28 protein-coding genes and 2 pseudogenes are annotated in these 25,220 nt (G+C 72.3%); 16 read left to right on the forward strand and 14 right to left on the reverse strand.

Annotated elements, in window-relative coordinates:
- The first annotated feature begins 65 nt into the window (after positions 1 to 65).
- From FLV34_RS32630 to FLV34_RS32650, 5 genes and pseudogenes are all read left to right on the forward strand, one after another.
- The gene (locus FLV34_RS32630) at positions 66 to 740 is read left to right on the forward strand and encodes a transcriptional regulator (protein WP_147944925.1); all 675 of its coding nucleotides are present in this window, start codon (positions 66 to 68) and stop codon (positions 738 to 740) included.
- A complete protein-coding gene (locus FLV34_RS32635) occupies positions 737 to 2,101 on the forward strand; it encodes an MFS transporter (protein WP_147944926.1) in 1,365 nt (454 codons plus the stop codon). Before FLV34_RS32630 ends, FLV34_RS32635 begins: the two co-directional genes overlap by 4 nt.
- Positions 2,098 to 2,268 (forward strand): annotated as a pseudogene (gene rpsO / locus FLV34_RS32640) (30S ribosomal protein S15); the annotation flags it as partial. The gene FLV34_RS32635 and the pseudogene rpsO, both read left to right, overlap by 4 nt.
- A gap of 175 nt (positions 2,269 to 2,443) precedes the next feature.
- Positions 2,444 to 3,871 (forward strand): adenylosuccinate lyase, encoded by a 1,428-nt coding sequence (gene purB, locus FLV34_RS32645; protein WP_147944927.1) that lies wholly within the window; start codon positions 2,444 to 2,446, stop codon positions 3,869 to 3,871.
- Positions 3,872 to 3,879: 8 nt separating this feature from the next.
- On the forward strand, positions 3,880 to 4,644 hold the full coding sequence (locus FLV34_RS32650; protein ID WP_222709702.1) for a GNAT family N-acetyltransferase: 765 nt from the start codon (positions 3,880 to 3,882) through the stop codon (positions 4,642 to 4,644).
- Positions 4,645 to 4,708: 64 nt separating this feature from the next.
- Here FLV34_RS32650 and FLV34_RS32655 read toward each other — a convergent pair whose 3' ends face one another.
- The gene (locus tag FLV34_RS32655) at positions 4,709 to 5,446 is read right to left on the reverse strand and encodes an HAD family hydrolase (protein ID WP_168066524.1); all 738 of its coding nucleotides are present in this window, start codon (positions 5,444 to 5,446) and stop codon (positions 4,709 to 4,711) included.
- Between the two features lie 97 nt (positions 5,447 to 5,543).
- Here FLV34_RS32655 and FLV34_RS32660 point away from each other — a divergent pair, with 97 nt between their 5' ends.
- Together FLV34_RS32660 and FLV34_RS42820 are read left to right on the forward strand one after the other, a co-directional pair.
- The gene (locus FLV34_RS32660) at positions 5,544 to 6,116 is read left to right on the forward strand and encodes a helix-turn-helix transcriptional regulator (protein ID WP_261985983.1); all 573 of its coding nucleotides are present in this window, start codon (positions 5,544 to 5,546) and stop codon (positions 6,114 to 6,116) included.
- 241 nt (positions 6,117 to 6,357) lie between these two features.
- On the forward strand, positions 6,358 to 6,573 hold the full coding sequence (locus FLV34_RS42820) for an SRPBCC domain-containing protein (protein ID WP_260617525.1): 216 nt from the start codon (positions 6,358 to 6,360) through the stop codon (positions 6,571 to 6,573).
- A gap of 81 nt (positions 6,574 to 6,654) precedes the next feature.
- Here FLV34_RS42820 and FLV34_RS32670 read toward each other — a convergent pair whose 3' ends face one another.
- The 3 genes from FLV34_RS32670 to FLV34_RS32680 form a co-directional block, all read right to left on the reverse strand.
- On the reverse strand, positions 6,655 to 7,413 hold the full coding sequence (locus FLV34_RS32670) for a MerR family transcriptional regulator (protein WP_142651721.1): 759 nt from the start codon (positions 7,411 to 7,413) through the stop codon (positions 6,655 to 6,657).
- 211 nt (positions 7,414 to 7,624) lie between these two features.
- On the reverse strand, positions 7,625 to 8,770 hold the full coding sequence (locus tag FLV34_RS32675; RefSeq protein ID WP_142651722.1) for an RNA polymerase sigma factor: 1,146 nt from the start codon (positions 8,768 to 8,770) through the stop codon (positions 7,625 to 7,627).
- Positions 8,767 to 9,174 (reverse strand): YciI family protein, encoded by a 408-nt coding sequence (locus FLV34_RS32680; RefSeq protein WP_142651723.1) that lies wholly within the window; start codon positions 9,172 to 9,174, stop codon positions 8,767 to 8,769. Before FLV34_RS32680 ends, FLV34_RS32675 begins: the two co-directional genes overlap by 4 nt.
- Positions 9,175 to 9,323: 149 nt before the next feature.
- Between FLV34_RS32680 and FLV34_RS32685 the strand changes: the two genes are divergently transcribed.
- Entirely contained in the window at positions 9,324 to 10,133 is an 810-nt protein-coding gene (locus FLV34_RS32685) for a MerR family transcriptional regulator (protein WP_261985984.1), read from the forward strand.
- 101 nt (positions 10,134 to 10,234) lie between these two features.
- Here the strand turns inward: FLV34_RS32685 and FLV34_RS32690 are convergent, their stop codons facing one another.
- Positions 10,235 to 11,314, reverse strand: coding sequence for a tyrosine-type recombinase/integrase (locus FLV34_RS32690; RefSeq protein ID WP_147944928.1), 1,080 nt, complete (start codon positions 11,312 to 11,314; stop codon positions 10,235 to 10,237).
- Positions 11,315 to 11,367: 53 nt separating this feature from the next.
- Entirely contained in the window at positions 11,368 to 11,832 is a 465-nt protein-coding gene (locus FLV34_RS32695; RefSeq protein WP_142651726.1) for a ribosomal protein L7/L12, read from the reverse strand.
- 441 nt (positions 11,833 to 12,273) lie between these two features.
- Here FLV34_RS32695 and FLV34_RS32700 point away from each other — a divergent pair, with 441 nt between their 5' ends.
- On the forward strand, positions 12,274 to 13,155 hold the full coding sequence (locus tag FLV34_RS32700) for an NmrA family NAD(P)-binding protein (RefSeq protein WP_147944929.1): 882 nt from the start codon (positions 12,274 to 12,276) through the stop codon (positions 13,153 to 13,155).
- Positions 13,156 to 13,176: 21 nt separating this feature from the next.
- Here the strand turns inward: FLV34_RS32700 and FLV34_RS32705 are convergent, their stop codons facing one another.
- Entirely contained in the window at positions 13,177 to 14,127 is a 951-nt protein-coding gene (locus FLV34_RS32705; protein ID WP_142651728.1) for a DUF2218 domain-containing protein, read from the reverse strand.
- 112 nt (positions 14,128 to 14,239) lie between these two features.
- Between FLV34_RS32705 and FLV34_RS32710 the strand changes: the two genes are divergently transcribed.
- The gene (locus FLV34_RS32710) at positions 14,240 to 14,830 is read left to right on the forward strand and encodes a transcriptional regulator (protein ID WP_185949099.1); all 591 of its coding nucleotides are present in this window, start codon (positions 14,240 to 14,242) and stop codon (positions 14,828 to 14,830) included.
- Here FLV34_RS32710 and FLV34_RS32715 read toward each other — a convergent pair.
- Both FLV34_RS32715 and FLV34_RS32720 read right to left on the reverse strand, forming a co-directional pair.
- Positions 14,758 to 15,585, reverse strand: coding sequence for a phosphotransferase enzyme family protein (locus FLV34_RS32715; protein ID WP_187280795.1), 828 nt, complete (start codon positions 15,583 to 15,585; stop codon positions 14,758 to 14,760). The genes FLV34_RS32710 and FLV34_RS32715 overlap by 73 nt on opposite strands.
- Positions 15,586 to 15,587: 2 nt before the next feature.
- Complete coding sequence (locus FLV34_RS32720) at positions 15,588 to 16,010, reverse strand: hypothetical protein (protein WP_261985985.1); 423 nt, start codon at positions 16,008 to 16,010, stop codon at positions 15,588 to 15,590.
- Between the two features lie 16 nt (positions 16,011 to 16,026).
- On the opposite strand from FLV34_RS32720, the gene FLV34_RS42830 reads away from it, so the two are divergent.
- Entirely contained in the window at positions 16,027 to 16,419 is a 393-nt protein-coding gene (locus tag FLV34_RS42830) for an SDR family NAD(P)-dependent oxidoreductase (protein ID WP_240972122.1), read from the forward strand.
- An 81-nt stretch (positions 16,420 to 16,500) separates the two neighbouring features.
- A complete protein-coding gene (locus FLV34_RS32735) occupies positions 16,501 to 16,920 on the forward strand; it encodes an ester cyclase (RefSeq protein WP_187280793.1) in 420 nt (139 codons plus the stop codon).
- A 210-nt stretch (positions 16,921 to 17,130) separates the two neighbouring features.
- Here FLV34_RS32735 and FLV34_RS32740 read toward each other — a convergent pair whose 3' ends face one another.
- The gene (locus FLV34_RS32740) at positions 17,131 to 17,511 is read right to left on the reverse strand and encodes a LysR substrate-binding domain-containing protein (RefSeq protein WP_315985222.1); all 381 of its coding nucleotides are present in this window, start codon (positions 17,509 to 17,511) and stop codon (positions 17,131 to 17,133) included.
- Between the two features lie 44 nt (positions 17,512 to 17,555).
- On the opposite strand from FLV34_RS32740, the gene FLV34_RS32745 reads away from it, so the two are divergent.
- A complete protein-coding gene (locus FLV34_RS32745; RefSeq protein ID WP_261985987.1) occupies positions 17,556 to 18,731 on the forward strand; it encodes an MFS transporter in 1,176 nt (391 codons plus the stop codon).
- Between the two features lie 26 nt (positions 18,732 to 18,757).
- On the opposite strand, the gene FLV34_RS32750 is transcribed toward FLV34_RS32745, so the two are convergent.
- Positions 18,758 to 19,705, reverse strand: coding sequence for an alpha/beta hydrolase (locus FLV34_RS32750; RefSeq protein ID WP_147944933.1), 948 nt, complete (start codon positions 19,703 to 19,705; stop codon positions 18,758 to 18,760).
- A gap of 41 nt (positions 19,706 to 19,746) precedes the next feature.
- Between FLV34_RS32750 and FLV34_RS32755 the strand changes: the two genes are divergently transcribed.
- On the forward strand, positions 19,747 to 20,223 hold the full coding sequence (locus tag FLV34_RS32755) for a MarR family winged helix-turn-helix transcriptional regulator (RefSeq protein ID WP_147944934.1): 477 nt from the start codon (positions 19,747 to 19,749) through the stop codon (positions 20,221 to 20,223).
- An 87-nt stretch (positions 20,224 to 20,310) separates the two neighbouring features.
- On the opposite strand, the gene FLV34_RS32760 is transcribed toward FLV34_RS32755, so the two are convergent.
- Positions 20,311 to 21,660 carry a nitroreductase/quinone reductase family protein gene (locus tag FLV34_RS32760; RefSeq protein ID WP_147944935.1) on the reverse strand — a complete coding sequence of 450 codons (1,350 nt, stop codon included), beginning with the start codon at positions 21,658 to 21,660 and terminating at the stop codon, positions 20,311 to 20,313.
- A gap of 671 nt (positions 21,661 to 22,331) precedes the next feature.
- Here FLV34_RS32760 and FLV34_RS32765 point away from each other — a divergent pair.
- The gene (locus FLV34_RS32765; protein WP_261985986.1) at positions 22,332 to 22,943 is read left to right on the forward strand and encodes an alpha/beta hydrolase; all 612 of its coding nucleotides are present in this window, start codon (positions 22,332 to 22,334) and stop codon (positions 22,941 to 22,943) included.
- A 75-nt stretch (positions 22,944 to 23,018) separates the two neighbouring features.
- Here the strand turns inward: FLV34_RS32765 and FLV34_RS32770 are convergent, their stop codons facing one another.
- Positions 23,019 to 23,555 carry an HIT family protein gene (locus FLV34_RS32770; RefSeq protein WP_142651736.1) on the reverse strand — a complete coding sequence of 179 codons (537 nt, stop codon included), beginning with the start codon at positions 23,553 to 23,555 and terminating at the stop codon, positions 23,019 to 23,021.
- A gap of 258 nt (positions 23,556 to 23,813) precedes the next feature.
- On the opposite strand from FLV34_RS32770, the gene FLV34_RS32775 reads away from it, so the two are divergent.
- The gene (locus FLV34_RS32775) at positions 23,814 to 24,239 is read left to right on the forward strand and encodes a VOC family protein (RefSeq protein WP_168066530.1); all 426 of its coding nucleotides are present in this window, start codon (positions 23,814 to 23,816) and stop codon (positions 24,237 to 24,239) included.
- 494 nt (positions 24,240 to 24,733) lie between these two features.
- On the opposite strand, the pseudogene FLV34_RS32785 reads toward FLV34_RS32775, so the two are convergent.
- Positions 24,734 to 25,220: pseudogene (locus FLV34_RS32785) on the reverse strand (RNA polymerase subunit sigma-24); the annotation flags it as partial.

A 25,220-nucleotide genomic window follows, 5' to 3' on the forward strand; every position in this document is an offset into this window, starting at 1 on the left:
CAACCGCAAACAGTTCTTCGCGAAGAAGTCTTTGCGAAGAACTGTTTGCGGTTTATGGTGTCGGCATGACCGATCACGGTGACACCCCCCGGAACCCGCTCGCGGAGGACGCGGTCGTCCTCGACGCCAAAGGACTGCGCGCCCTCGCCCACCCGGTGCGCGTGCAGGTGATCGGCCTGCTGCGCAAGCACGGCCCGTCGACCGCCACCCGCCTCGCCGAGCTGCTGGACATCAACTCCGGCGCGGCCAGCTATCACCTGCGCCGGCTCGCCGCCGCGGGATTCGTCGAGGAGGACACCACGCGCGGCAACGCACGGGAACGCTGGTGGCGCGCCGTCCATCGATCCACCCAGTTCGACGACATGGAGCTGGCCGAGCGGGAGCCCGAGGCCACGCTGGCCTACCTGCAGTCCGTCGCCGCCATCTACGCCATGCGCACCCAGCGGACGATCAACGAGCTGCAGACGATGCCCCGTGACTGGCGCGCCGCGGCCGACATGAGCGACATGCCGCTGCGGCTGACCCCGCAGGAGGCCACCCCCCTGCGCGAGGAGCTGTGGGCGGTCATCGCCGGCTACCGCCGCGACAGCCCGGACGCGGCCGGTGCCCCGGCGGACGCCGAACGGGTGGGGGTCATCGTGCAGATCCTGCCCGAACTGGACGCGCCCTCCAATCGGGAAGACACCGCTCAAGAAGACACCGCTCCGGAAGGCGCCGCGCGGGGAGACGACCCCCGATGACGGGCCAGGACGCGCGTACGGACAGGGGCACGCGCACGGACACCGGCGAGAACACGAGCAAGGGCGCGAGCAAGGGCGCGACCTTCGGCTCCCGCGCGCGGAGGCTGCGCCCGCTCGGCGGGCTGCTGGCGGCCATGGCGGTCGCGCTGACCGGCACCCGGGTGTCGGCCGTCGCACTGCCGTGGTTCGTGCTGGTCACGACCGGCAGCGCCACCCAGACCGGGCTGGTGGCCTTCTGCGAGATGACTCCGTACGTGGTGGTCAAGGCGCTGACCGGGCCGCTGGTCGACCGGGCCGGCCCGCGGGTCGTCTCCTGGAGCACCGACGCGATCAGCGCGGCCGCGGCCACCGCGATCCCCCTGCTGCACGCCGCGGGCCTGCTGACCTTCCCCGTGCTGCTGGCCTTGGTCGCGGTGATCGGCGCCGTACGCGGGCCGGGGGACCTGGCGAAGGAGATCATGATCCCGGAGGCCGCCGAGCGCGCCGGGGTGCCGCTGGAGCGCGCCACCGGACTGTCCGGCGTGACCGAACGGCTGGCCTCGACCCTCGGCCCGGCGGCCGGCGGCTTCATGGTGGCGCTGCTGGGGCCGCTGACCGGCCTGGTCCTCAACGCCGTGTGCTTCGCCCTCGGCTCGCTGATCATCGCGTTCGCCCTGCCGCGCGGCATGGGCCACCCGGCCGACGACGCTCCGGCCGCAGCCGAGTCCGGCTACTGGCGGCGTTTCGGCGAGGGCTTCGCCTTCCTGCGCGGCGAGCCGCTGCTGCTCACCATCATCGTCATGATCGGGATCACCAACCTGCTGGACGCGGCGTTCGGCACCGTGCTGCTGCCCGTGTGGGCCGAGCGGTCCGGCAACGGCCCGACCGCGATCGGGCTGAGCAATAGCGTGTGGGGCGCGACGGCGGTCGTGGGGAGCCTGGTCGCGGCGGCCGTCGCACACCGGATGCCGCGCCGGGTCGTGTTCTTCGCCGGGTTCCTGCTGGCCGGGGCGCCGCGGTTCCTGGTGCTGGCGGCCGACGTGCCGATGTGGGCGGTGCTGGCGGTGTTCGTGGTCAGCGGGGCAGGCGGGGGCTTCCTCAACCCGATCCTGGGGGCGATCGCCTTCGAACGGGTGCCGCCCGGCCTGCGCGGCCGGGTCAACGCGCTGGGCGACGCGATGGCGTGGGCGGGCATCCCCCTGGGTGGGCTGATCGCCGGGGCGGCGGTGGCGTGGTCCGGTCTCGTGCCGGTGTTGCTGGCGGCCGGCGCGGCGTACTTCCTGACCACCAATCTGGCCGCGCTGCTGCCGCAGTGGCGGGAGATGGACCGTCTGCGCGGCCGGGGCGCGCAGCGGTCCCCGGCGGCCGATCCCATCACGTGAGCCCGTCGCGTGCCGCTACCACCAAGTCCATCATCAGCGAGTACGGCACCAGCGAGGGTGACACCGGGTCGCCGGAGGTCCAGATCGCGCTTCTGAGCAAGCGGATCAGCGACCTCATGGAGCACCTCAAGACCCACAAGCACGACCACCACGGCCGCCGTGGTCTGTGAGGCGCGGGACCGATGCGTGTTCCCCTGCCCTGCCGCCACACCGTACGGCGCGCGCGGGCCGAGCCGATCCCGCCCGCCGATCCCGCCCGCCGTGCCCGTCCCCGAGAGTGCGGCGAGCGTGTGCGGCACCTGCGGACAGCCGGAGGAAGCGGCCTCAATAGACTGGGCCAACGTGAATGCCAAGCCGCGTATCCCGAATGTCCTGGCCGCTCGTTACGCCTCGCCCGAGCTGGCCCGCCTGTGGTCCCCCGAGCACAAGGTGGTGCTGGAGCGCAGGCTCTGGCTCGCCGTGCTGAAGGCCCAGGCCGACCTCGGGATCGAGGTGCCCGAGCAGGCGATCGCCGACTACGAGAAGGTGGCCGAGCAGGTCGACCTGGCCTCCATCGCCGAGCGGGAGAAGGTCACGCGGCACGACGTGAAGGCCCGCATCGAGGAGTTCAACGCCCTGGCCGGGCACGAGCACGTCCACAAGGGCATGACCTCCCGCGACCTGACCGAAAACGTCGAGCAGCTGCAGATCCGCGACAGCCTGCTGCTGGTGCGCGGGCGGGTCGTGGCGCTGCTGGCCCGCCTGGGCCGCCTGGCCACCGAGCACTCCTCGACCGTCATGGCGGGCCGCTCGCACAATGTCGCCGCGCAGGCGACCACGCTCGGCAAGCGGTTCGCGACCGCCGCCGACGAGCTGCTGGTGGCCTACGAACGCCTTGAGGACCTGCTGGAGCGCTACCCGCTGCGCGGCATCAAGGGGCCGGTCGGCACCGCGCAGGACATGCTCGACCTCCTCGGCGGCGAGGACCGGCTGGCCGAGCTGGAGGACCGCGTCGCCGAGCACCTGGGGTTCGCCCGCCGCTTCACCAGCGTCGGCCAGGTCTATCCCCGCTCGCTCGACTACGACGTGCTGACCGTGCTGGTGCAGCTGGCCGCCGCGCCGTCGTCCCTGGCCAAGACCATCCGGCTGATGGCCGGGCACGAACTGGTCACCGAGGGCTTCAAGGAGGGCCAGGTCGGCTCGTCGGCGATGCCGCACAAGATGAACACCCGCTCCTGCGAGCGCGTCAACGGCCTGACGGTGATCCTGCGCGGGTACGCCTCGATGGCCGGGGAGCTCGCCGGCGACCAGTGGAACGAGGGCGACGTGTCCTGCTCGGTCGTCCGCCGGGTCGCGCTGCCCGACGCGTTCTTCGCCTTCGACGGCCTGGTGGAGACCATGCTGACCGTGCTGGACGAGTTCGGCGCGTTCCCGGCGGTCATCGAGGCAGAGCTGGGCCGCTACCTGCCGTTCCTCGCCACGACCAAGATGCTCATGGCGGCCGTGCGGGCCGGGGTCGGCCGCGAGACCGCCCACGAGATCATCAAGGAGCACGCGGTCGCCTCGGCGCTGGCCATGCGCTCGCGCGGCGCCGGCAACGAGCTGCTCGACCGCCTGGCCGCCGACGAGCGTTTCCCGCTCGGCCGCGCCGAGCTCGACGCGCTGCTGGCCGACCGGGCCTCCTTCGCCGGCGCGGCCGCGGGTCAGGTGGCCGCCGTGACCGCGCGGATCGGTGAGATCACCGCGCGCCATCCCGGCGACGCCGCCTACGTCCCGGGCGCGATCCTGTAGGGACACGCGTGCGCGAACTGGTGAGCGAGGCCGAGGTCGTCGCCGCCTCAGGCGACGACGACCTCGTGGTGTGGGCGGCCCAGGGCATGCGGCCCGGCGTACGCGCGTGGGCGCATGGGGACGCGGTGGCGGTGGCCAGCCCCGAGGTGTCGCGGCGCGACCGCCTGGTGGTGCGGGGCCCGGCCGCCCAGGCCGTCCGGCTCGTACGGCATGCCCTGGCCGAGTGCGGCCCGTCCTACCGGCCCCTCGGCGACGCGGAGCTGATCGAACGGGTCATCGAGGGCATGCCCGAACTGGAACTGGCCGGGCACTTCTCCTGGATGGGCACCGAGAAGCTCGCCCCACCCCGCTCACAGGTGACGGGCGGCGAGGTCACAGGCCCGGAGGGGGCGGCCTCCTGGCTGGCGGACTCCGCCGCCCCGGAGGTGACGGCGCTGCTCGCCGCCGCCAACCCCAGTTCCTACGCCGTGCCGGGCCTGCCGCGCGTACGCCGCTGGGCCGGGGTCCGGGACGGCTCGGGCGCCCTGCTGGCGGTCGCGGCCGACGCGTGGCCGGCGCCGACGGTGGGCCTGCTGGCCGGGGTCGCGACGGCCGAACCGGCGCGGGGACGCGGGCTGGGGGAGCGGGTGTGCCGGTTCGTGGCCGCCGCGCTGATCGCGGAACACGGCCGCGTGGCGCTGATGGTGGACGACTGGAACCGGGCGGCCGTCGTCGTCTACGAACGGCTCGGCTTCGCCCGCCGCCGTGTCGCCGCCGCGGGCCTGCGTACCTGACCGGGCCCCGCGCGGTGCGGGCAAGCCGGTTTGCGGGCCCGGTTCGAGGGCCCTGTCCGGGCTTTCAGGCGGCGCGTGACGGGCCGAGCAGGCGCGGGCGCAGCGCGGCCAGCACGCCGGGCAGGTCGCGCAGGGTGGTGATCCTCGTGACGCCGGGGGAGGAGGCGCCGGGCTCGGCGCGGTAGCGGTCGAGCCACACCCCGTGCATGCCCGCACGGGTGGGGGCGACCGCGTCGAGCAGGAGGTTGTCGCCGACCATGAGCACCTCCTGCGGGCGCAGGCCGAGTTTGGCCGCGGCCTTGTGGTAGCACTGCGGGGCGGGCTTGAACGCGCCGAGCGTGTCGGGGGTCAGCACCACTTCCATGCGGTCCATCAGCCCGATGCTGCGCAGCTTGGCCTCCTGCTGGACGGCCACGCCGTTGGTGAGAACGCCCAGCGTGGGGGCGTCATCGAGGGCCGCCAGCGCGTCCAGTGCCTCGGTCACGTCGGCGAAGGCGGTCCAGGCCGACTCGTAGTGGGTCAGGAAGGCGGCGAAGGCCGCGTCCGGGTCGGACGGCGTGGGCAGCCCGAGGCGGCGGCAGAACTCGCGCAGCCGCCGGCGCCGCTGCTCGGCGAACGAGCACTCCCCGGCGTGCCACGCGGGCACGTGCTTGTCCTCCAGGTCGAGCCACAGCGCCGGCGCCTCCGGCAGCAGCTCATGACCGGGGCAGACCGACTCGGTCCAGCGGGTCGCGGCGTGCGCGACCGCCCGGCGATGATCGAAAAGGGTCTCGTCGAGGTCGAACAGAATGGCCCTGATCACGAGTCCCCATCTTGACTGGGTCGTGTTTCCGGCGCGTTTCCTGTCAGTGAAGGCCCCGATGATGACAGGTAGGAGATTTCCTACCTATGATGATGCCGTGGACGTCACCCCCACCACCGCAGGGCCGCGGGCACGGCCGTCATCGGCGCCGTCTCCGCCGCCGCCTTCGGAGGACGAGATCTTCGCCGCGCTCGCCAGCCCGGTGCGGCGCGAGGTGCTGCGCCTGCTGCGCGAGCGCGGCCCCCGGTCCGTCCAGGAGCTGGCCTCCGGCTTCGCCATGGCCCGGCCCAGCTTCTCCGAGCACCTGCGGGTGCTGCGTGAGGCGGGACTGGTCAGCGAACGCAGGGACGGCAGGCGCCGGCTCTACAGCCTGGAGCCCGTTCCGCTCGTCCGGGTCCGCGACTGGCTGGACCCCTACGAACGGTTCTGGCGCGACAGGCTGTCGGCTCTGCGCCACCTGCTCGACGACACCGAGACCGCAGACAACGACACCGACGGCACCAAGACCGTGGACGCCGGGACCGTGGACGCCGGGACCGTGGACGCCGGGACCTCGGACACCGAAACGACCGGCGGCACGACGACGGACACCGCGACGGCAAGCGCCGGCGTCCCGCCGTACGGCAGCGGCGGCGGCCACCACGCGGACCACGACGAGGAGAGGCCATGAACGACGCCGACGACCCGACCGTGCTGCGCCTGGACGAATACCTGGCGCACCCGCCCGCCCGCGTGTGGCGGGCCCTGACCGACCCCGACCTGCTCGCGCGGTGGTTCATGCCGGGCGACTTCCGCCTCAGCGTGGGACACCGCTACGCCATGCGCGGGACGGCCATGCCCGGCACCGGGTTCTCCGGCACCGTCCAGCCGCCACCGTCCAGGCCGAGGTGCTGGCCTTCGAGCCCGAACACATGCTCCGCCTGGGCTGGCGCGACGCCGACCCGGCCAGCCCCGCCGGCGCCGACTGGACGATCACCTGGACGCTCGAACCCGAAGGCCGGGGCACCCGGCTGTTCCTCACGCACGAGGGCTTCGATCCCGGCAACGAGATGCAGCGGCGGGCCCGCTCCATCATGGACGGCGGGTGGCGCCACCTGATGACCGGTTCGCTGGCCGCCGTGCTGTGACCCCTCCCTGAATCGACCCCTCCCTGAATCGACCCCTGTCTGGATCGACCCCTCCCTGGATCTTTTGGCCGGACCCCGGGGTCAGGCGTGCCGCGCCGCGTTGGCGTGGATGGCGTCGCGGACCCAGTGGCTCAGGCCCTCGGCGAGCCGTTCGTAGTTGGCCGCGAACCGCGGGTCGGCCACGTACATCTCCCCGAGACCCTTGTGGATCTCGTAGGTGCAGTCGTAGAACCAGCGGGTGATGTGCGCGCGGTGCCGTTCGGCCAGGTCCATAGCGCGCTCGCCGTCCGCGGGCTCTCCCTCGGTGAAGGCCGCCGCGAACGCCTGCAGCACCTCGCCGGTCTCCGCCGTGATGGCCCGCCAGTCGTCCTTGGTGTAGCGGGCCGTCCGGCGGCGGCTCTGCTCGAACGCGCCGGTGCCGCCCCAGCGTTCCTCCGCCTCCTCGGCGTACTGCGCGGGATCGAAGTCGCCGAACACCTCGAACCGCTCCTCCGGCGTGAGGGAAATCCCCATCTTCCTCGCCTCCATGGCACGTTCGACCGCCGCCGCCATCGCCTCCAGCCGCCCGATCCTGCGCCGCAGCAGCTCGTGCTGGCGGCGCAGGTGGGTCACCGGGTCGGTGCCCGGGTCGTCGAGGACGACGGCGATCTCCTCCAGGGAGAACCCGAGCTCCCGGTAGAACAGCACCTGCTGCAGCCGGTCGAGGTCCGCCTCGCTGTAGCGCCGGTATCCGGCGGCGGTGCGCTCGCTGGGCCGCAGCAGCCCGATCTCGTCGTAGTGGTGCAGCGTCCGCACGGTGATCCCGGCGAAGCGGGCGACCTGGCCGACCGAGTAGCCCATGGGCTCTCCTCCCTTCCGGGGCCAAGCCTGCGGCCTCTCGTTACGTGAGGGTCAACCCGGATCCGCCGCCGCGCGGAATCCCCGCCGTGGCGGTCGTGCCTGTGGCCACCGGGGTCATCCCCTCCCTCGTGCGGATCTCCGCCCGGCGCCGGACCGTGAACACACGCCGCCGGGGGCGCGCGGAGCCCCCGGCGGTGCTCGCCGAGGGTGCTCACTGCCGGAGCAGCCGCCGCACCCGCGCGGCCTGCCGCGTGAGGTGGTCGCGCTCCGGCACGCTGGTGGCGGCGCGGGCGGCCTCGGCGTACAGCTCGGCGGCCAGCGGGAGATCGCCGGCGCGTTCGTGCAGGTAGGCCGTCACCGCGGCGTAGCGCGGCAGACCGGGATCCACGCCGTCCAGCGCCGCCAGGCCCGCGTGCGGCCCGTCGGCCTCGCCGACCGCCACCGCGCGGTTGAGCCGCACCACCGGGCTGCCGGTCAGGCGCAGCAGCTCGTCGTACCACTCCACGATCTGCACCCAGTCGGTCTCGGCGGCGCTGCGGGCGTCGGCGTGCAGGGCGGCGATCGCGGCCTGCGCCTGGTATTCGCCCAGCCGGTCGCGGGCCAGCGCGGCCTGCAGGATCGCCACCCCCTCGGCGATCTTGCCCGTGTCCCAGCGCGACCGGTCCTGCTCGGCGAGGGGCACCAGACGGCCTCCCGGGCCGGTGCGCGACGCCCGCCGCGCGTGGTGCAGCAGCATGAGCGCGAGAAGCCCGGCGACCTCGGGCTCGCCGGTCAGCGCGGCGAGCTGGCGGGTCAGCCGGATCGCCTCGGCCGCCAGGTCGACGTCTCCGCCGTACCCCTCGTTGAACACCAGGTAGAGCACGCGCAGCACCGTCCCGAGATCGCCGGGCTGGTCGAGCGGCAGCCCGGCGATCCGCCGTTTGGCCCGGCTGATCCGCTGCGCCATGGTCGCCTCGGGGACGAGGTGGGCCGCCGCGATCTGCCGCGTGGTCAGGCCGCCGACCGCGCGCAGCGTCAGGGCGACGGCCGAGCTGTGCGGCAGCGTGGGGTGCGCGCACAGGAAGTACAGCCGCAGCGTGTCGTCCGTCGCGGGCGCGGGACCGGACGGAGGCTCGGCCTGCACGGCCAGCTCCCGGCCCCGCCGCGACGCCTCGGCGCGGGCGGCGTCGACGAACCTGTGCCAGGCGGTCGTGACCAGCCAGGCCTTCGGATCGCGCGGGGGATCGGCGGGCCAGGTGTCCAGCGCCCGGATCAGGGCCTCCTGCACGGCGTCCTCGGCCGAGGCGAAGTCGGCTCCGCGCCGGACGAGGACACCGATCACCGCGGGCACCAGCTCCCGCAGCAGCGACTCGTTCACTCGGTGACCGTGGGCGGCTCGGCGAGGAACGGCCGGACCTCCAGCCACTCGTGGATCGGCTTGCCGCCGGGGCCGGGGGCGGCCGACAGCTCCCCGGCGAGCTGCACCGCGCGGTCCCAGGAATCCACGTCGATGACCATCCAGCCTGCGATGAGGTCCTTGGTCTCGGCGAACGGGCCGTCGGTCACCGGCGGGCGCCCCTCGCCGTCATACCGTACGAACGCGCCCTCGGGTGACAGGGCCTGGCCCTCGACGAACTCGCCCGTCTCCTCCAGGCGGGCCGCGAAGTCACGCATGAACTGCACGTGCGCGTCGACCTCCTCCGGCGTCCAGGTGTCCATCGTCCCGTAGTCGACGACGGGGGCCGGGCCGCCCCGGTAGTGCTTGAGGATCAGGTATTTCATCGTGCTTCTCCTTCGTCGGGCGGCCCTGTCGTGGCCGCTGCTGTCCCTGGGACGGAGCCGGCAGCACATTCTCGACACCCGGCACGGCGATTTCCGCGCGATATCCGGCCGTGGACCCTCACACGGGGAGACAGGCCATGCTGGGGCACGTGAACGACGACCTCCTGTCGATCGGGCGGTTCGCCCGCCTCGCCCGGCTCAGCGTCAAGCAACTGCGCCACTACGCCGCCATGGGGCTGCTCGAACCCGCCTGGATCGACCCCGCCAGCGGCTACCGCTACTACCATGCCGCCCAGGCGCGCGACGCGCTCGTCATCGGCCTGCTGCGCTCCCTCGACGTGCCCCTGCCCGTCATCGCGGAGGTGTTGTCCGGCAACGACGGGGGACCGGACGTTTCGGGCTCCGCGGCCGCCGCGCTCGCCCGGGTCAGGGACGACCAGGAGGCCGAGCTCGCCCGCCGCAGGCGCACCCTCGAAAGCCTCGAACGCATCCTCGCCACCGGCCTGCCCGGCGCCGAGGTCACCCTCGTCACCGAACCGCCGCGCCCCGCGGTCGTCGTCCGCGACCTGGTGGCCACCCCCGGCGACATCGGCCGCGCCACCTCCGCCTGCGTCGCCCGCCTGCTGGCCGCCGCGCCGCCGGCACCCGCCTTCGTCGGGCTGTTCCCGCTCGACTACGGCGAGCTGATCCCCGTCGCCGTCGCCCTCACCGGCACCGGCCTGCCGCAGGTGCCCGGCGCCGCCCCCGAGACCCTGCCTGGCGGCACGTTCGCCGTCGCCGCGCACGTCGGCCCCTACGACCAGATCCCGCTCACCGCCCACGCACTGCTCGCCTGGTGCGCCGAACGCGGGCACGCCCCCACCGGCCCGCTCCGCGAGGCGTACGTCTCCGACCCCGCGACCACCCCGCCCGAGCGGCTGGTCACCCACCTGATGATCGGCCTGGAGGACGACCGATGAACGATCCGCCTCGGTGGCGTCCACGACAGCGACTCCAGCGACCCCGCGGCGCTGCGCACCATCCCGCGCCGGCCCGTGCGCACCGCCTGACCATCCCGGCGTCAGGTGTCCGGCCCGGCCTGGTCGTCCCGTACGGCCCGGCCGCGCCGGCGGCGCAGCAGGGGGTGCGACCCCATCGCCACCTCCAGCTCCCCGGGCAGGTCGTCGCGGTAGCGGCCGAGCGTCGACAGGTCGCTGTGGCCCAGCACCCGCCGCACCGCGTCCATGTCCGTGCCGTCGGCCAGCAGGTGCGTCGCCGTCGTGTGCCGTAACCCGTGCGGCGTCACCGCCCGGCGCCGCCCGGGTTCCACCTGCCGCTGCACCCGGTCGATGACGGCCTGCACGTCGCCCCGCGCCAGCCGCCTGCCCCGCCACGACAGCAGCAGCGCCTTCTCACCGTCCCCGCCGGCCCGCACCGCCAGGTAGGCGTCGAGCGCCGCCGCGACGGCCTCGGGCAGCGGAACGTCCCGGGTGCGCCCGCCCTTGCCGAAGATGCGCCAGTAACGCACCCCGTCGTTGGTGTAGAAGTCCTCCACGTTGGCCCGCACCAGCTCCGACACCCGGGGGCCCAGCGTGGTCAGCAGCAGCACCCCCAGCGCGTCGCGCACCTCCGTCCGCTGGTCGGCCCGCCTGCGCCGCCCCGCCCCCGAACCGGCCGCCTTCGCGGGTGGTGCGGCGGGCGAGGCCGCCGCCTCGATCAGCCCCTCGGCCTGCTCCCGGGTCAGCGCGCGGCGCTCCGGCCGCAGCCCGCCCCGCTCGCGCGCCCGCACCGACGAGGCCGCCATCGGATCCAGATGCACCCAGCCCGCCGACGTGGCGTGCCGGAACAACGCCGACACCGACCGGCGGAACCTCGCCTGCGACGCCGCGCTCTGCCCGGTGTTCTTCTCGTGTCCGTCATGCTTCCTGCGCTCGTCGGGCTTGCGGGCGAAGGCCAGCAGCACCGCGTCGACGTCCTCACCGGTCAGGTCGTCCAGCACCCGGCCCGCCCCGGCCAGCCGTACGAACGTGGCCACGTCACGCGCGTACACCTCGGCCGTGGCGGGCGACAGCGCACCGGTCACCGTCTTGGCGCGGACCAGCTCCACATAGCGGTCCCCGGCCTCCTGCACGGTCAGCCTGTTCACCTGTACGGGCAGCATGATCGACACCGTACCGAGCCGCACCGACAGCGGACACCGTTGTAGCGGGTCTCCTACGCCTCGCCGGCCGCGCCGGTGACGTCGATCGCGTCGACGAACCGCTCGGCCTCCGCCTGGCCCATGCCCGTCTCGCCGCGCACCAGGAACACCGCCTGCTCGCCACGCCCGGCCGCCTTCAGCTCCCGCACCCGCGACGCCAGGTCCGGCCGCGCCTGGCCCGGCGCCACCGGCAGCGGCCGTCCGGCGGCCAGGGCCTCGGCCAGGTCCTTGGCCTCCTTCAGGCCGAGCCCGGTCTGCTCGCGGATCAGCTTGATCGCCTCGATCTTCTTGTTCTCGCCGTACAGCTCCCGCACCCGGTGCTGCAGGTCGGCCGAGACCGGCGGCAGCAGGCCCGGGCTGCGCCAGGCCAGCGGCCCGGCGGGGCGTGCGCCGGCCCGCACCGCCGCGAGACCCACACCGAGAAGCGCGATCACGATGACGGCGAGGACCAACACCTCGACCGTGCCCAAGCCGAACATGTGATGATCGTAAGCCCCGCCCCATGGAACAGTCAGCCCTTCCGGACGAGCGCCGTCTCGTCTCGGGGCCGTCCCCGTCCCGTCCCCGTCCCGTCTCCCGGCCGTCTCAGGGCCGAGGCCGTGCCGCCGTCGCGTGCCTGACCACGACATGGACAGGCACGCGGCGCGAGCGGCGCGGGCCCCGCCGAGCAGGGTGCCGGGCGCGACCAGGCCACCGGGCGACGAGACATGATGGAGGGGTGATGGCCGGCAAGTCGTCATCGAGGAGATTCTCCGCCTGCCCGACGATCCGGGGCAGCGTCTGATCGTGAGAGCGGCCAAGGCGGGCACGCCCTCGGCCGCCCGGCTCGCACTTCTCGGCGCCCGCGCCGCCGGCTGACCGCCGGCCCGCGCGCACGCCGGTCGTCGACGCATCGAAGATCCCATACGCGAGGAGCACTCATGATCGTCGTCGCATCCGCCACCAGCAACACCGGTTCCGCCGTCGCCGAGGCACTGCTCGCCGCCGGACACCGGATCCGGGTGCTGGGCCGCGACCGCGGCCGGCTTCAGCGATTCGCGGAGCGCGGCGCCGAAGCGGCCGAAGTACGCCCCGACGACCCCCACGGCCTCCGGGAGGCCTTCGCCGATGCCCGCGCGGCGTTCGTCATGATCGCACCCGGCCTCATCCCCGGCAGCACTGACTTCCCCGCCTACCAGCGGCGCGTGATCAGCGCTTATCGTCAAGCGCTCGACGATCTCGACGGCCTCACCCGGATCGTCGGCCTGAGCGCCTGGGCCGCGAGCTACGCCGGTGCCCGTGGCCCGGTGTGGGGGCTGCGGCCGTTCGAAGAAGCGCTCGACACCCTGACCGGTGTGGAGGTGACCCACCTGCGGGCCGGATGGTTCATGGAGAACACCCTGCCGATGATCGAAGAGGTGCGGGCCACCGGCACCGCCCACGGGCTCATCCCCGGGGACCTCCCTCTCCCGGCCATCGCCACGGCCGACATCGGCGCCGTCGCCGCGGATCTTCTCACCGGGCGCCGCAGGGCCGGCACCCGCACGCTCGAACTGCAGGGCCCCCGGGACATCACGCTCGACGAGATCGTCGCCGCGATCGGACAGGCGGTCGGACGACCTGGGGCGCGCTACGAACAGATCGACGCCGCCGCCATGCGCGAGCGCCTTCTCGCCGCCGGGTTCTCCCCGCACATGGCGGACGGCACCACCGCCATGACCCTCGACGTCGCCGAGCGCCGGATCGTCATGACCCAGCCGCGTGATGCCGAGACCGCGACACCGACGACCTACGAGGAGTTCCTCGCCCGCGTGATCGGCTGACCCCGCACACGCCCTTGCGGATCAGCCGATCCGCCGGGCGATCGTGATCCCGTCCCGCACCGGCAGCATCACCGACTCCACCCGGCTGTCCCGCGCGATCGTCTCGTTCAGGCGGCGTACGGCCACCTGCGCGTCCCCCTGGAAGGCAGGGTCGAACACGCGCCCGCCCTGGAACACGTTGTCCACCACGACCAGCCCGCCCGGGGTGAGGCGGGTGACCACCTCTTCGTAGTAGTCGGGGTAGCTCTGCTTGTCGGCGTCGATGAAGGCGAAACCGATGGCCGGCTCGGCGGGAAGCGCGCGCAGCGTCTCCAGCGCCGGACCGATCCGCAGGTCGACGCGGTCGGCCACACCGGCGCGCTCCCAGTAGTTCCTGGCGATCGACGTCCACTCCGTGCTCACGTCGCAGGCCAGCAGCCGCCCGTCCGGCGGCAGCCCCCGGGCGATGCAGATGGAGGAGTAGCCGGTGAACACCCCCACCTCCACGGCCAGGCGGGCGCCCGACAGGCGCACCAGCATCGTCAGCAGGGCGCCCTCGTCGTGCGAGACCTGCATCCCGGCCGCGCCGCCGGTCTCCTCCCGCGTCCTGACCACCAGGTCGTTGAGTACATCGTCGGCGGGGGAGCAGTGGGTGAGCAGGTAGTCGTCCACGACGGGGGACATGTGCCACGCCGCGTCGCCCGCGACCGGGGGCGACCAGTCGGCCACGAGATCCTCCTGGGTGGCGAACCGCAGCAGGTGACGGGCGACGACATCCTGCACGCCGAGCAGCGACTCGGCGTCGGCGGCGGTCGCGATCATCTCCAGTCCGCCGCCGTGCGGCCGCAGCACGCACCGCCCGGACCGCACCTCGATGACCGCGCGGCCGTCGCCGCCGAGCACGGCCCGCGCCTTGTGGCTCATGTGCGACACGAGCTGCTTGATGTAGCGCTCGGGTCTGTCGGTGACGACGTGCGCCGTCGAATGAGGCATCGGCTTCCTCCATGTGACAAGCGTTGATATTTTTCGACGCTTCCGGTCCGGCGATTGTGGTGGGCGGCTCGCCGGTTTGTCAAAGCGTCGACCATCCTCGACACTTTCTTACGTGAACGACGACAAGACGACGGGGGAGCGCCCCGGCGGCGAACCCGGCCTCCTGGAGCTGCGCACCCCCGAGCAGTTCAAGGCACTCGGCCACCCCGTCCGTCACCGCATCGTCAACCTGCTCCGCCAGCGCCCCGCCACACTGGGAGAACTGGCCACCGCACTGGGAGCCGCCAAGGGCACCATCGCCTACCACGTCCGCGTCCTGCGCGAGGCCGGCATCGTCCGCCTCGCCGGCACCCGGCACGTACGCGGCGGCACCGAACAGACCCTCGCCCTGGTCAGCCGCGGCTTCCGGCTGCACAAGGACGCCGAACCCGGCCCCGGCTTCCTCATCAGGGCCGCCCTCGCCGAGATGCTCCCCGCCCGGCCGGAACAACCCGAGCACACCCAGCTCAACCACCTCTGGCTCACCCGGCAGGAGGCCGACGCGCTCATCGCCCGCCTCCGCGACCTCCCGCCCCCTCCCGGGCGCACCCCACCGCCCGGCGGCGAGCCGTACGGGCTGCTGCTGTCGCTCTACCCCGCCGACATCCCCACCCTGCCGCCCGTCCCCTCCGGCGACAGCGCCGACAGCAACAGCGCCTCGTGACGCGCGACATGCGCGCTGTCGGCGAGATACAGCAGGTCGTGCCCCTCGGCGACATGCGCGGCGAACGCCTCATGACCCGCCGCCGCCTCCGCACGCATGTGGGCCACCAGATGCGCCAGCCGCGCCCGCGCCGTCCGCGGCAGCGCCTCCCGGCCGGCCGCGCCGAGCCCGTAGGCGTCGGCGAACACCCGCAGCCGCCGCGCCTGCTCCGCCACCCCGGGAGCACTCTCATCACGACTCGGATCGTGCAACGGCACGAACCGGTACGCGGCATAGGCCACATCCCACACCCGCGGCCCCGGATGCGCGGTGTCGAAGTCGATGAACGCCACCGGCCGCCCCTCCCGGAAGACGCAGTTGTACGGCGCCACGTCACCGTGACAGACCACCTCCGCCGGAGCGCGCGGCGGGAAGTACCACTCGGCGTCCTCCGGCGGCGCGAACCCCACCGTCGCGTCGTGGTAGTCCCGCAGCAACGCCCCCGCCCCGGCCAGCGCCTCATCGGTCATCACGTACGCCGGCAGGGGATAGTCCGGCACCTCACCCGGGACGAACTCCAGCACCTCCCGGTCTTCACCGTCACACCCGTACGCTCTCGGCGCGCCGCCGAACCCGGCCGCCGCCAGATGGCCCAGCAGGGCGTGCACCACCGGCGTCCACCTGCGGGCCGGCCGGCGCACCGTGCCCCCCACCCGGACGACCCGGTTGACCCCGCCGCCGGTCAGCTCCTCCTCCCCGCGCTCCGGGACGGCCATGCTCACCCGCCCGACCGGACGGATCGTGTGGGGGAGGTCTGCGGCGCCGTCCAACCGGCGAGGAGTTTGAGGCGGTCCTCCGAGGGGGTGCCCGGCTCGGCAGTGTAGATGACCAGCTCGTGGACGGCCCGTTGAGGCAGGGGCAGGTTCAGGGAGCGGAAGGTCATCTCCAGACGGCCGGCTTCGGGATGGTCCAGCCGCTTGCCGCCTTCGAGACGGATCCGGACGTCGTGACTGGCCCACATGGTGCGGAAGTCGGGGCTGAGCGTGGACAGCTCGCCGACGAGCTCACGCAGGGCCCGGTCGTGTGGTGCACGTCCCGCTTCGGCGCGGAGCATCGCGACCGAGGCCCTGGTCAGGAAGTCGCGGATGTCCGAACGGTTGCCGGCGGGATCACCGGTGTGGTCTCCGGACAGAGATTCCATTCCTTCGACTGTACCCATGGTGCGGATCACCGGCGCGACCAGCGGTATCGGCGCCCACACCGCGCGGCTGCTCCTCGGCCGCGGCCACCGCGTGGCGGTCACCGGCCGCGACGAGAGCAGACTGAAGGCTTTCCTCGACGAGGCCGGCCGCCCCGACCGGCTGCTGGGTCTTGTCGCGGACGCGGCGGACTGGCAGGCCACCGAGCCCGACCTCGCCGCGTCCCTGGAGCGCAACGCGCTACGGCCCGGCCGTGCCCGCGTCCCCGAGGTCGGCATCCACGCCACGGTGAGACGCCTGCGCCGCCCGCGATCGTCGGATGGGTTCGACGTCGTCCGTACGGTGGTCTTCGACGGCCGCGGCGGCTTCGCCGTACGAGCCGAGGACGATCCCGATGAGTGGCAGCCGTGAACAGGGCCCGGCAAAAACTGCGCTGAGACGGGCGCGGCGGCGCGCTCACAGGGCATCCACCGATAAGGGAGGGCCGACATCGTGGGTGAAGCCCGCCGGGTGCGCGACAGATACAACGCCGCGTTCAATGCGCATGACATTGACGCGCTGCTCAGCACGGTCAGCCCCGACGCGGCCATCCTCAGCCCCGAAGGCCTCGCCGAGGGCCGCGAGGAACTCGGCTCCTACCTGGAGGAGTTCTGGGCGGCGTTCCCGGACGTGCACACCGTGGTCCTGGAGTCGTTCGACACCGACGACACGACCATCGACGAGGTCGTGTTCGTCGGCACCCACAAGGGGCCTTACCGGGGGCCGGGCGGCAAGGTCATCCCGCCGACGGGCCGCCCGGTGAACATCCGCGCCTGCTACGTCTGCACGGTCGAAAACGGGTTGATCGTCAGCATGCGCGTCTATCTCGACCAGATGGAACTGCTGTCCCAGCTCGGCGTGCCGCCCGAGTGACCCGCCGAGGATCTCACGACGTGGGATCAGAAGGTTGGGATCAGGAGGCGGGGGAGCAGGGCGGGGCCACACCCCAGCCCCAGCGGGGGACGGGCGCCCGGCTGGGGGTTCGCCAGGGCGAGACGGGTGCCCCACTCGATGTAACTCGCGAAGACGGAGCGGAAGTCGGGATCGCCGGGCAGGACGAGGCCGCTCCGCCTTCGAGCGTAATCATGTAACTGGCAAAAGTGCGGAGTGATCGGCGTCGATCAGCTCAAGGAAGGCCGTGGCCGCCGGAGACGGCCGGTTGTCCCAGATCATGTGCTCCACCCGCGTGGGAGCGTCACGGAGGCGGATGACGCGCAGGTCGGGAAAGCGCGGCGCGTATGCGGCGGGAAGCATGCCCACGCCGAGGCCCTGCCGTACGAGATCGACCATGAGATCGGCGGACGACACCTCGAAGGGCACCTCACGCCGCACCCCCGCGGCCGCGAACGCCTCGTCCGACTGCGCCCGGCCCGCCGCGCCGACACGGAAGTCGATGAACGGCTCGTCCGCCAGCCCCCGCAGGTCCGCCTCGGTCTCCACCCGGTGATAGTCGGGCGCGACCACCGCGACCAGCTCGCCGCCACCGAGACGGCGGCTGCGTCGCGGCGATCACCGCCAGCCTCTTCGCCTTCCTCACCACCGAGCTGATGCCCGTCGGCCTGCTCACCCCGATGAGCACGAGCCTGCGCATATCCGTGGGCGCCGCCGGGCTCATGGTCACCCTGTACGGCGTCTCCGCCGGGCTCGGCGTGCCCTTCATCGTGGCGTGGACCAGGCGCGTCAACCGGCGCGTCCTGCTGTCCACGCTCCTGGCGATCCTGACCGTGGGAAACACGATCACCGCGATCTCCCCGAACTATCCACTGGTCCTGACGACCCGGCTCGTCATGGGCTTCGCCAGCGGAGTGTTCTGGGCCATCGGCGTGAGCATGGCCATGCGCCTCGTCGCCGAACGCCACGCGAGCAGGGCCGCCGCGATCGTGATGTCCGGCATCTCGATCGCCGCCGTCGTGGGCATCCCGCTGGGAACCGTCCTGGAAAGCCTCACCGGCTGGCGCACCACCTTCCTCATCTGGGCCGGCCTCAGCGCGCTGGTCCTCCTCACCGTCGTCACCGTCATCCCGTCACTGCCGTCGACGAACGCGGTCTCCGTACGAGAGGTCTTCGGCCTCCCGCTGAAGAACGTGCCGCTGCGCCTGGTGCTGTTCACCATCGTGCTCTTCGTGCTCGGCCACTTCGGCGCGTACACGTTCGTCCGCCCCTACCTGGAGGACAGCGCGTCCGCCACGCCCTTCTTCATCACCGCGGCGCTGATGGTGTACGGCGCTGGCGGCGCGGCCGGGAACTTCGTCGCCGGCTACACGGTGACCAAGAGCCTCAGAGGCAGCTTCATCGCCGGCTGCGCGGGACTCGTGACGTCGTTGCTCCTGCTGCTCACGATCGCGCACGGGCAGGCAGGAGCGGTCGTCACGCTGGTGCTCTGGGGCGTCTCCTTCGGCGTCGTCCAGCTCTCCCAGGTCAACCTCACCCAGGCCGCCGCACCCGACACCTTCGAAGCCGCCATGTCGCTCAACACCATGGCGTACAACACCTCCATCGCACTCGGCGCGCTGTTCGGCGGTCTGTTCGCCGATCACCTCGGCGTCACGAGCGTCGTCTGGTTCGGCGTGACGCTCACCGCGGCCTCGCTGCTCCTCACCCTCGCCACCCGCCGGAGGGCCACCCGCCCCGTCCTCGGCGACGCGCCGGCGTCCGCCCCCGCGCAGACGGCCGACCGGGCGTGAACACCCACTGATCACGACCCGGCCGATCACGACCCGGCCGAGCGGCTCCCGGCGGGGGAGAACGCGCGCGGCACGCCCCCGGCGCGGATGCGCTGGCCGAGGAAGAAGGCCGCCCGGTCCAGTGCCTCGTCCGCCTCGTCCAGCACCCCGGCGAACGACTGGAACACATGCGGCACGCCCGCGGTGACGTCCAGGATCACGTCCACTCCCGCCGCCCGGGCCCGCGCGGCCAGGCGCGTGGAGTCGTCCAGCAGGACCTCGTTGGTGCCCACCTGAAGCAGCATCGGGGGAAACCCGGTCAGATCGGCGAGGACGGCCGGGCTGAGCAGAGGCTGCCGCGGGTCGGCCCCGCCGAGATACATGGCCCCCGTGTGTTCGAGGGCCTCCCGGGTGAAGATCGGGTCGATGCCCTCCTTGGTGTCCATGCTCTCGCCCGTACGGGTGGCGTCGAGGCCGGGGGAGAACGCCACGATGGCGGCGGGCAGCGGAAGACCCGCGTCACGCGCGGCGAGACAGGTGGTGACCGCGAGCCCGCCGCCCGCGGAGTCCCCGGCGAATGCGATGGCCGAGGGGTCCTCCCCGCTGTCGAGAAGGGCGCGGTAGGCGCTCACGCTGTCGTCGATCGCGGCAGGGAACGGATGTTCGGGGGCCAGCCGGTAGTCCACCGAATAGGCCGCGAAGCCGGTCCTGACCACCAGGTTTCCCGTCAGCGACAGCGCGGTCTCGGGGGATCCGAAAACCCAGCCGCCGCCGTGGAAGTAGAGGATCGTCCCGGCGCGGCGCTCCTCGTCCGGCTCGACATGCAATGCGGGCCGGTCGCCGAGCGTCGTCGGCGTGACGCGCACGGCGTCCGGCACGATCATCTGCGCCATCAGCGCCGTGAAGCCGGCTCGGAGGGCCTCGACCGACCGGGGCCCTTCGGGCCATGGCCGTCGCAGTATCGCGTCGATCCGGGCGCGTTGTTGCTTGCTCATGGGTGCTCCCGCCAGAAGTAGATGCCCGTACACTATATGCCGTGGCATCTAAATCGAACGGGGACCCAGCCGGCCTCCAGAGCTTCTTCTCCGATCTCGTCCGATGCGAGACACGCCTCTACAACGCCCTCAACGACCGGCTGCGGGAACGGCACGGCATCGTCACCTCCCAGTTCGAGGCCCTGCGCTATCTGCGCGACCACCCCGGGTCCCGCGTCGCGGACCTCGCCGCCGAGTTCGCCGTCGGCATCGGCGCGACCAGCAAGGGCGTCGACCGCCTCGAACAACGCGGATGGGTCGTCCGCCGGCCCACCCCGGCCGACCGCCGCTCCTCCCTGCTGGCCCTGACCGACGACGGCACGCGGCTCGCCGACGCGGCGGAGGCCACCGTCACCGGCGCGCTGGCCGACCTGGTCGCAGACACCCTCGACGGCTCCCCGGGGGAGGCCACCCGGCAGGTCCTCGCCACGCTGCGCTCCCTGCTCGAACGCGGCCAGATCGGCATGCCCACAGGCTGAGACGAGCCCCGGCCGCCCGATCGGCCGGGAACGATGCCGGCTCGTCCCGATCGGGCGGTCAGAGGCGTCTTCACGGGCGGATCGGCGTCACCTCGCCCTCCCCGCCCGGGTGCCGGCGACCCAGTCCGCGAGACGGCGCAGGAACGTCATGGCCACAGCAGGCGGGTCCTGCGCCATCACGCTCGCATGGAAGGCATGCGGCATGCCCTCGTACAGGTCCACGGTCACGTCGACATCAGCGGCCGCGGCGGCCGCCGCGAAGCGCCGCGTGTCGTCCAGCAGCACCTCGGCGGTCCCGGCCACGAGCAGCAGCGACGGCAGGTCGCGCAGATCCCCGTGGAGCGGAGACTGGGGCGCCCGATCGGCGGGCGCTCCGGCCAGATACTGCACGGTGACGTGTTCGGCCACCCGGCGATCGATCACATCCCCGCCCTCGTTGACGTCCAGGGACCGGCTCGACAAGGTCAGATCGGTCAGCGGGGAGACCGCGATCGCCGCACCGGGCAGCGGATCACCCGCCTCCTTGAGCGCCAGCAACGCCGACAGGACGAGCGTCCCGCCCGACGACTCGCCGCACACGACGACCCGATCGGCCGGCACCCCCTGCTCCAAAAGGCTCCGATACACCGCCACCACGTCGTCCAACGCGGCGGGATACGGATGGGCGGGCGCCAGCCGCTGGTCCACCTTGAACACGGGACGCCCGGTGGCCTCCGACAGCCGCCAGGCCATGAGAGGCTCCAGCGCCGGCTGGGCACGCTCGAAACCGCCTCCGTGCACGTACAGCGTGACGCCGTCCCCGGTAGCCGACCCTCCCGCCGCGCTGACCCACAGCCCCGGAACGCCTCCGGTGTGCGCGAGCGCGGGCGTCACATCGCCACCGAGCGCCGGTGCACCGGTGAACAGGGACTGCATCGCGGTCATCACGGCCGCGCGGTCGCCGGAGGCGGCGGGGACCTGAGCGACGCGCAGACGATCCCCGTCACGCGGCGAAGGGGCGCCTTCCGGCAGGTCCGAGAAGGAAACGGAGCGCGGGGTCAACGCCACGACGGGCAACACGCGGCCCGACCGCACCTCATAGTCGGCCCAGCCGGCATCGGCTTCGACCGCCCGGGCGAACAGCCGATCGCGTTCCTCGCCCTCCAGAACGGCGGCCTCCGCCTCGATCGTGAGGATGCCGGTCTCCACGGTGACGCGGGAATCGGCACGCAGGTTGTGATACCAGGCCGGGTGGCGCGGCGCACCGCCTGCCGAGGCGATGACCAGCATCCGGCCTCCCTCGTCATCCAGGTAGCCCAGGGGGACCGTACGGCGGACCCCCGAACGTGCGCCGGTGGTGGTCAGGAGGAGCAGCCTGGCCCCCTCGAAAGGGCCGCCCACCTTGCCACGGTTGGCGCGGAATTCCTTGATGATCTGCTGATTGAAGTCGTGCGGCATTATCTGCTTTCTTGTTCCGGACTTTCTTGATGCAGGGATTTCTTGATGCCGGGATTTCTTGATGCGGGGCTTTTCCGGGCATGGCGAACCGACCGCCTCGCCGCATCAGCGCAGGCGGTGGTGAAGGAATGACGGAAACGCGCGCGGCGGCATAGGAGACGGCGCGGCGGCGAATTGCGCCGACGCGACAGGCCGCGCCGATACGCGGTCGAAAGAATTTCAGATCACGAGGTCGAAGATGCGGCGGGCCTCGCGCCCGCCCGGCCCTCACGCCGTGGCCGGGTGCCTCACTCGCTTGTGGCCCATGGCCGACCCGGCAGTCACGAAGCTCACGTTATCGCCACCTCGGGAATGCGGCAACATCGCATCCGTCCCGGTTCACAACATGGCGGGGGACAGGCCCGTCCTGCCGTGATATGTTCACCGTCACCGCGCATCGCGGCGAACCAGGGAGGTGAGACCGATCAACGCTGTGACAGGTCGGGACTCCCTCCTTCTCATCGCCTAGGGGAGTGCCCGCGAAAAGGCATCCTCGAAAGGCGTGAAACGCTGTGCGCTTCATCTCCTGCACGTCGTCCGGCGGCGTCACCGAACAACTCTTCACCCTCGATGCACTCCCCGGCGTGCTCTGGACACCGGAAAACGCCACAGGCGCTCGTCCTCTCATCCTGATGTGCCACGGTGGCGGCCGGCACAAGAAGGACCCCGACATCCTCGCCCGCGCGCACCGCTACGTCACCGAGGGCGGCTTCGCCGTCGCCGCGGTGGACGTGCCCGGCCACGGCGACCGTCCGACGGACGAGAGGTACGACAAGATCGCTACTGAGAATCAGGCTCGCGTGGCGGCGGGGGAGGAGCTCGCTCCGCTGATCGCCGCCTTCCAGGCGCTCGTGGCCCGCCAAACCGTCCCGGAATGGCGGGCGGTGCTCCGGGCGCTCCGCCGGCTCGACCACGTCGGCGGCGGCCCGGTGGGCTACTGGGGCGTGTCGCTGGGATGCGGCCTCGGCGTTCCGTTCGTCGTCGCCGAGCCCCGGATCCGGTGTGCGGTGCTGGGCCTGGGCGGCGCGCCGGCGCCGGCCGAGGCCGGCGCACGGGTCACCGTGCCGGTGCGGTTCCTGCTGCAATGGGACGACGAACGGGTGCCGAGGGCTCAGGGCCTCGCACTGTTCGACGCCTTCGCCTCGGCCGACAAGACCCTGCACGCCAACCCCGGCAGGCATGGCGAGCTCCCCGAGTCCGAGATCGACAGCTCACTGCGCTTCTTCCAACGGCACCTCGCCTGAACCCACCGCCTCGTCACGTGTGAGCAGGCCGGCCTGCGGGGGAGCGACGCGCACTGGGCAACCGCGTGCCGGTCGTCACCTGTCCACGCCGGCCTCGGACAGGACGGCGCGCAGGCGGCCGGCAAGGTCGGCCGCCTGCTGCGCCGACCAGGGAATCACGCCGTTCTCGGTCATCAGAGCGTGATACTGCTGCTGCTCATACGGAGTTCCTGGAGGCAGGGGAGCGATATGCCAGTGCAGGTGGGCGTTTCCCTGTTGGCTGCCCAAGGACAACAGATAGGTGCGTTCGGAGGGGACGACCGCCTCGACCGCCAGGGCGACTCGGCGGACCGTCCGCATCAGCCGCAGGTAGGCGTCTTCGTCAAGGTCCCGGACGGCATGCTCCACGTGGGCGCGGGGAGCCACCAGGACCTTGCCGGGCATCGTGGGGTAGCGATCCAGGAAAGCGACGTGGTGCTCGTCCTCGAAGACGATCTGCTCAAGGTCGTAGCCGGGCGCGCCCGCCAGGATGGCGCAGATGAAGCACGGACGGCCTCTGGTGCGCCGGACGTAGCCGGCGAGATCGAAGGGTTCTCTTCCCTGAGGCAACGGATCGCTGTCGTGGGTGCTCATGGTCGCACCATAAGCGGACCATGAGGCTGATCAGTCAGTATCCGGCCATCGATGGAAAGAGCGGACATCACTCCCTATACCGGACAGAATTCACCTTCTGTCCGGTATAGGGAGTGATGTGGCATTTGTCGCATCCGTGGAGGCGTATACGTCCGGCAGGAAAGATCTTGGATCTGGGTGTCGAGGATTCGGCGCCGGCTCCGTCCCAGGGGTGCCCGTGACCGCGACAGAGGAGGGACCACCGTGACGATCCAGCGCATGGACAACGTCGGCATCGTCGTCGACGACCTGGAGGCCGCCATTGCCTTCTTCGTGGAACTCGGCATGGAGCTGGAGGGAAAGGCGCTGATCGAAGGGCCGTGGGCGGCACGCCTCGTCGGGCTCGACGACCAGAGCGTCGACATCGCGATGATGCGCACCCCGGACGGCCACGGGCGGATCGAGCTGGCGAAATACCACACGCCGGAGGCGATCGCCGGTGTGCCGCGGGACGCCCCGGCGAACACGCTGGGCATCCGCCGCATCATGTTCGCCGTCGACGACATCGACGAGGTCATCGCGCGCCTGCGTGCTCACGGCGCCGAACTCGTCGGCGACGTCGTGCAGTACGAGGACGCGTACCGGCTCTGCTACCTGCGCGGGCCCGAGGGAATCGTCGTCGCGCTGGCCGAGGAACTCGGCTGACGGCCTCCGCCGCGGTGACCGCGCGGGCATGGGCGTCACGCGCACCTGAATCCCAGGCCACAGCCCCTTCCGGCGTTGCTCGATAATGTACATTATGTCAAGTTGGCTGGTTCGGCCACTCCTCTGGTTCCTCCGGTTCGCGTCTCGAGGCGTCGCCGTCTCCCACGATCCGACCGGTGCTCGCGATGAGCGGGCCCGCGCCCGCGTCGGCTGGTGTGGCGCCGAAGCCGGGACGTACGGCGAGCCCGGCAACCGGCCGGCCGCTCCCTCTGTCTGCCTCCCGCTGCGGTGCGGCCGGCCGGTCGGTTACGTACTGTGACCTCTCCCCCGGGCTGATCGGCCGTGCCGCGTGTGCCGAGGTGCCGCCGCATGTCGAGTACGCGCTCGGCCGCGGCCTGAACGAGATCGTCAGGCGGTTGATCGGGTGGGCGACCGAGCCTTACGACGTGATTCGCCGTACCGGTGCGGTCCTCTCCCCCGCGTGAGCGGCGGGTTCAGCGGGTGACAGTGATCTCCCGCTCCATGTGTGACAGTTTCTCCGGGTTGCGTACGGCGTAGAGGCCGGTGATGAGGCCGTCGTCGATACGTACGGTGATGACGGTGTCGACGTGGCCGTCGGCCCGGATGATCAGTGCGGGGTGGCCGTTGACGTGCGCGGGCTGCAGTGAGGCCGCGGGAGCGAGCCTGCTCAGCAGGTGGGCCACCTGGTCGGCGCCGACGATGGGGGTCGGGGCGGCCTGCTTGAGTCCCCCGCCATCCGCCAGGAAGACGATGTCGGGGGCGAGGATGTCGAGCAGGCGTTGCAGGTCGCCGGTCTCGACGGCCTGTTTGAAGGCCTGGAGGGCGTGGCGGGGCTGGTCCGGGGGGACGGTGTCGCGGGGGCGGCGGGCGGCGACGTGGGAGCGGGCGCGGTGGGCGATCTGGCGGACGGCGGCCTGGCTCTTGCCGACGGCGTCGGCGATCTCGTCGTAGTCCAGGTCG

Origin of the sequence: Microbispora sp. CSR-4, from assembly GCF_008033685.1 — a bacterium.
Lineage (GTDB): Bacteria > Actinomycetota > Actinomycetes > Streptosporangiales > Streptosporangiaceae > Microbispora.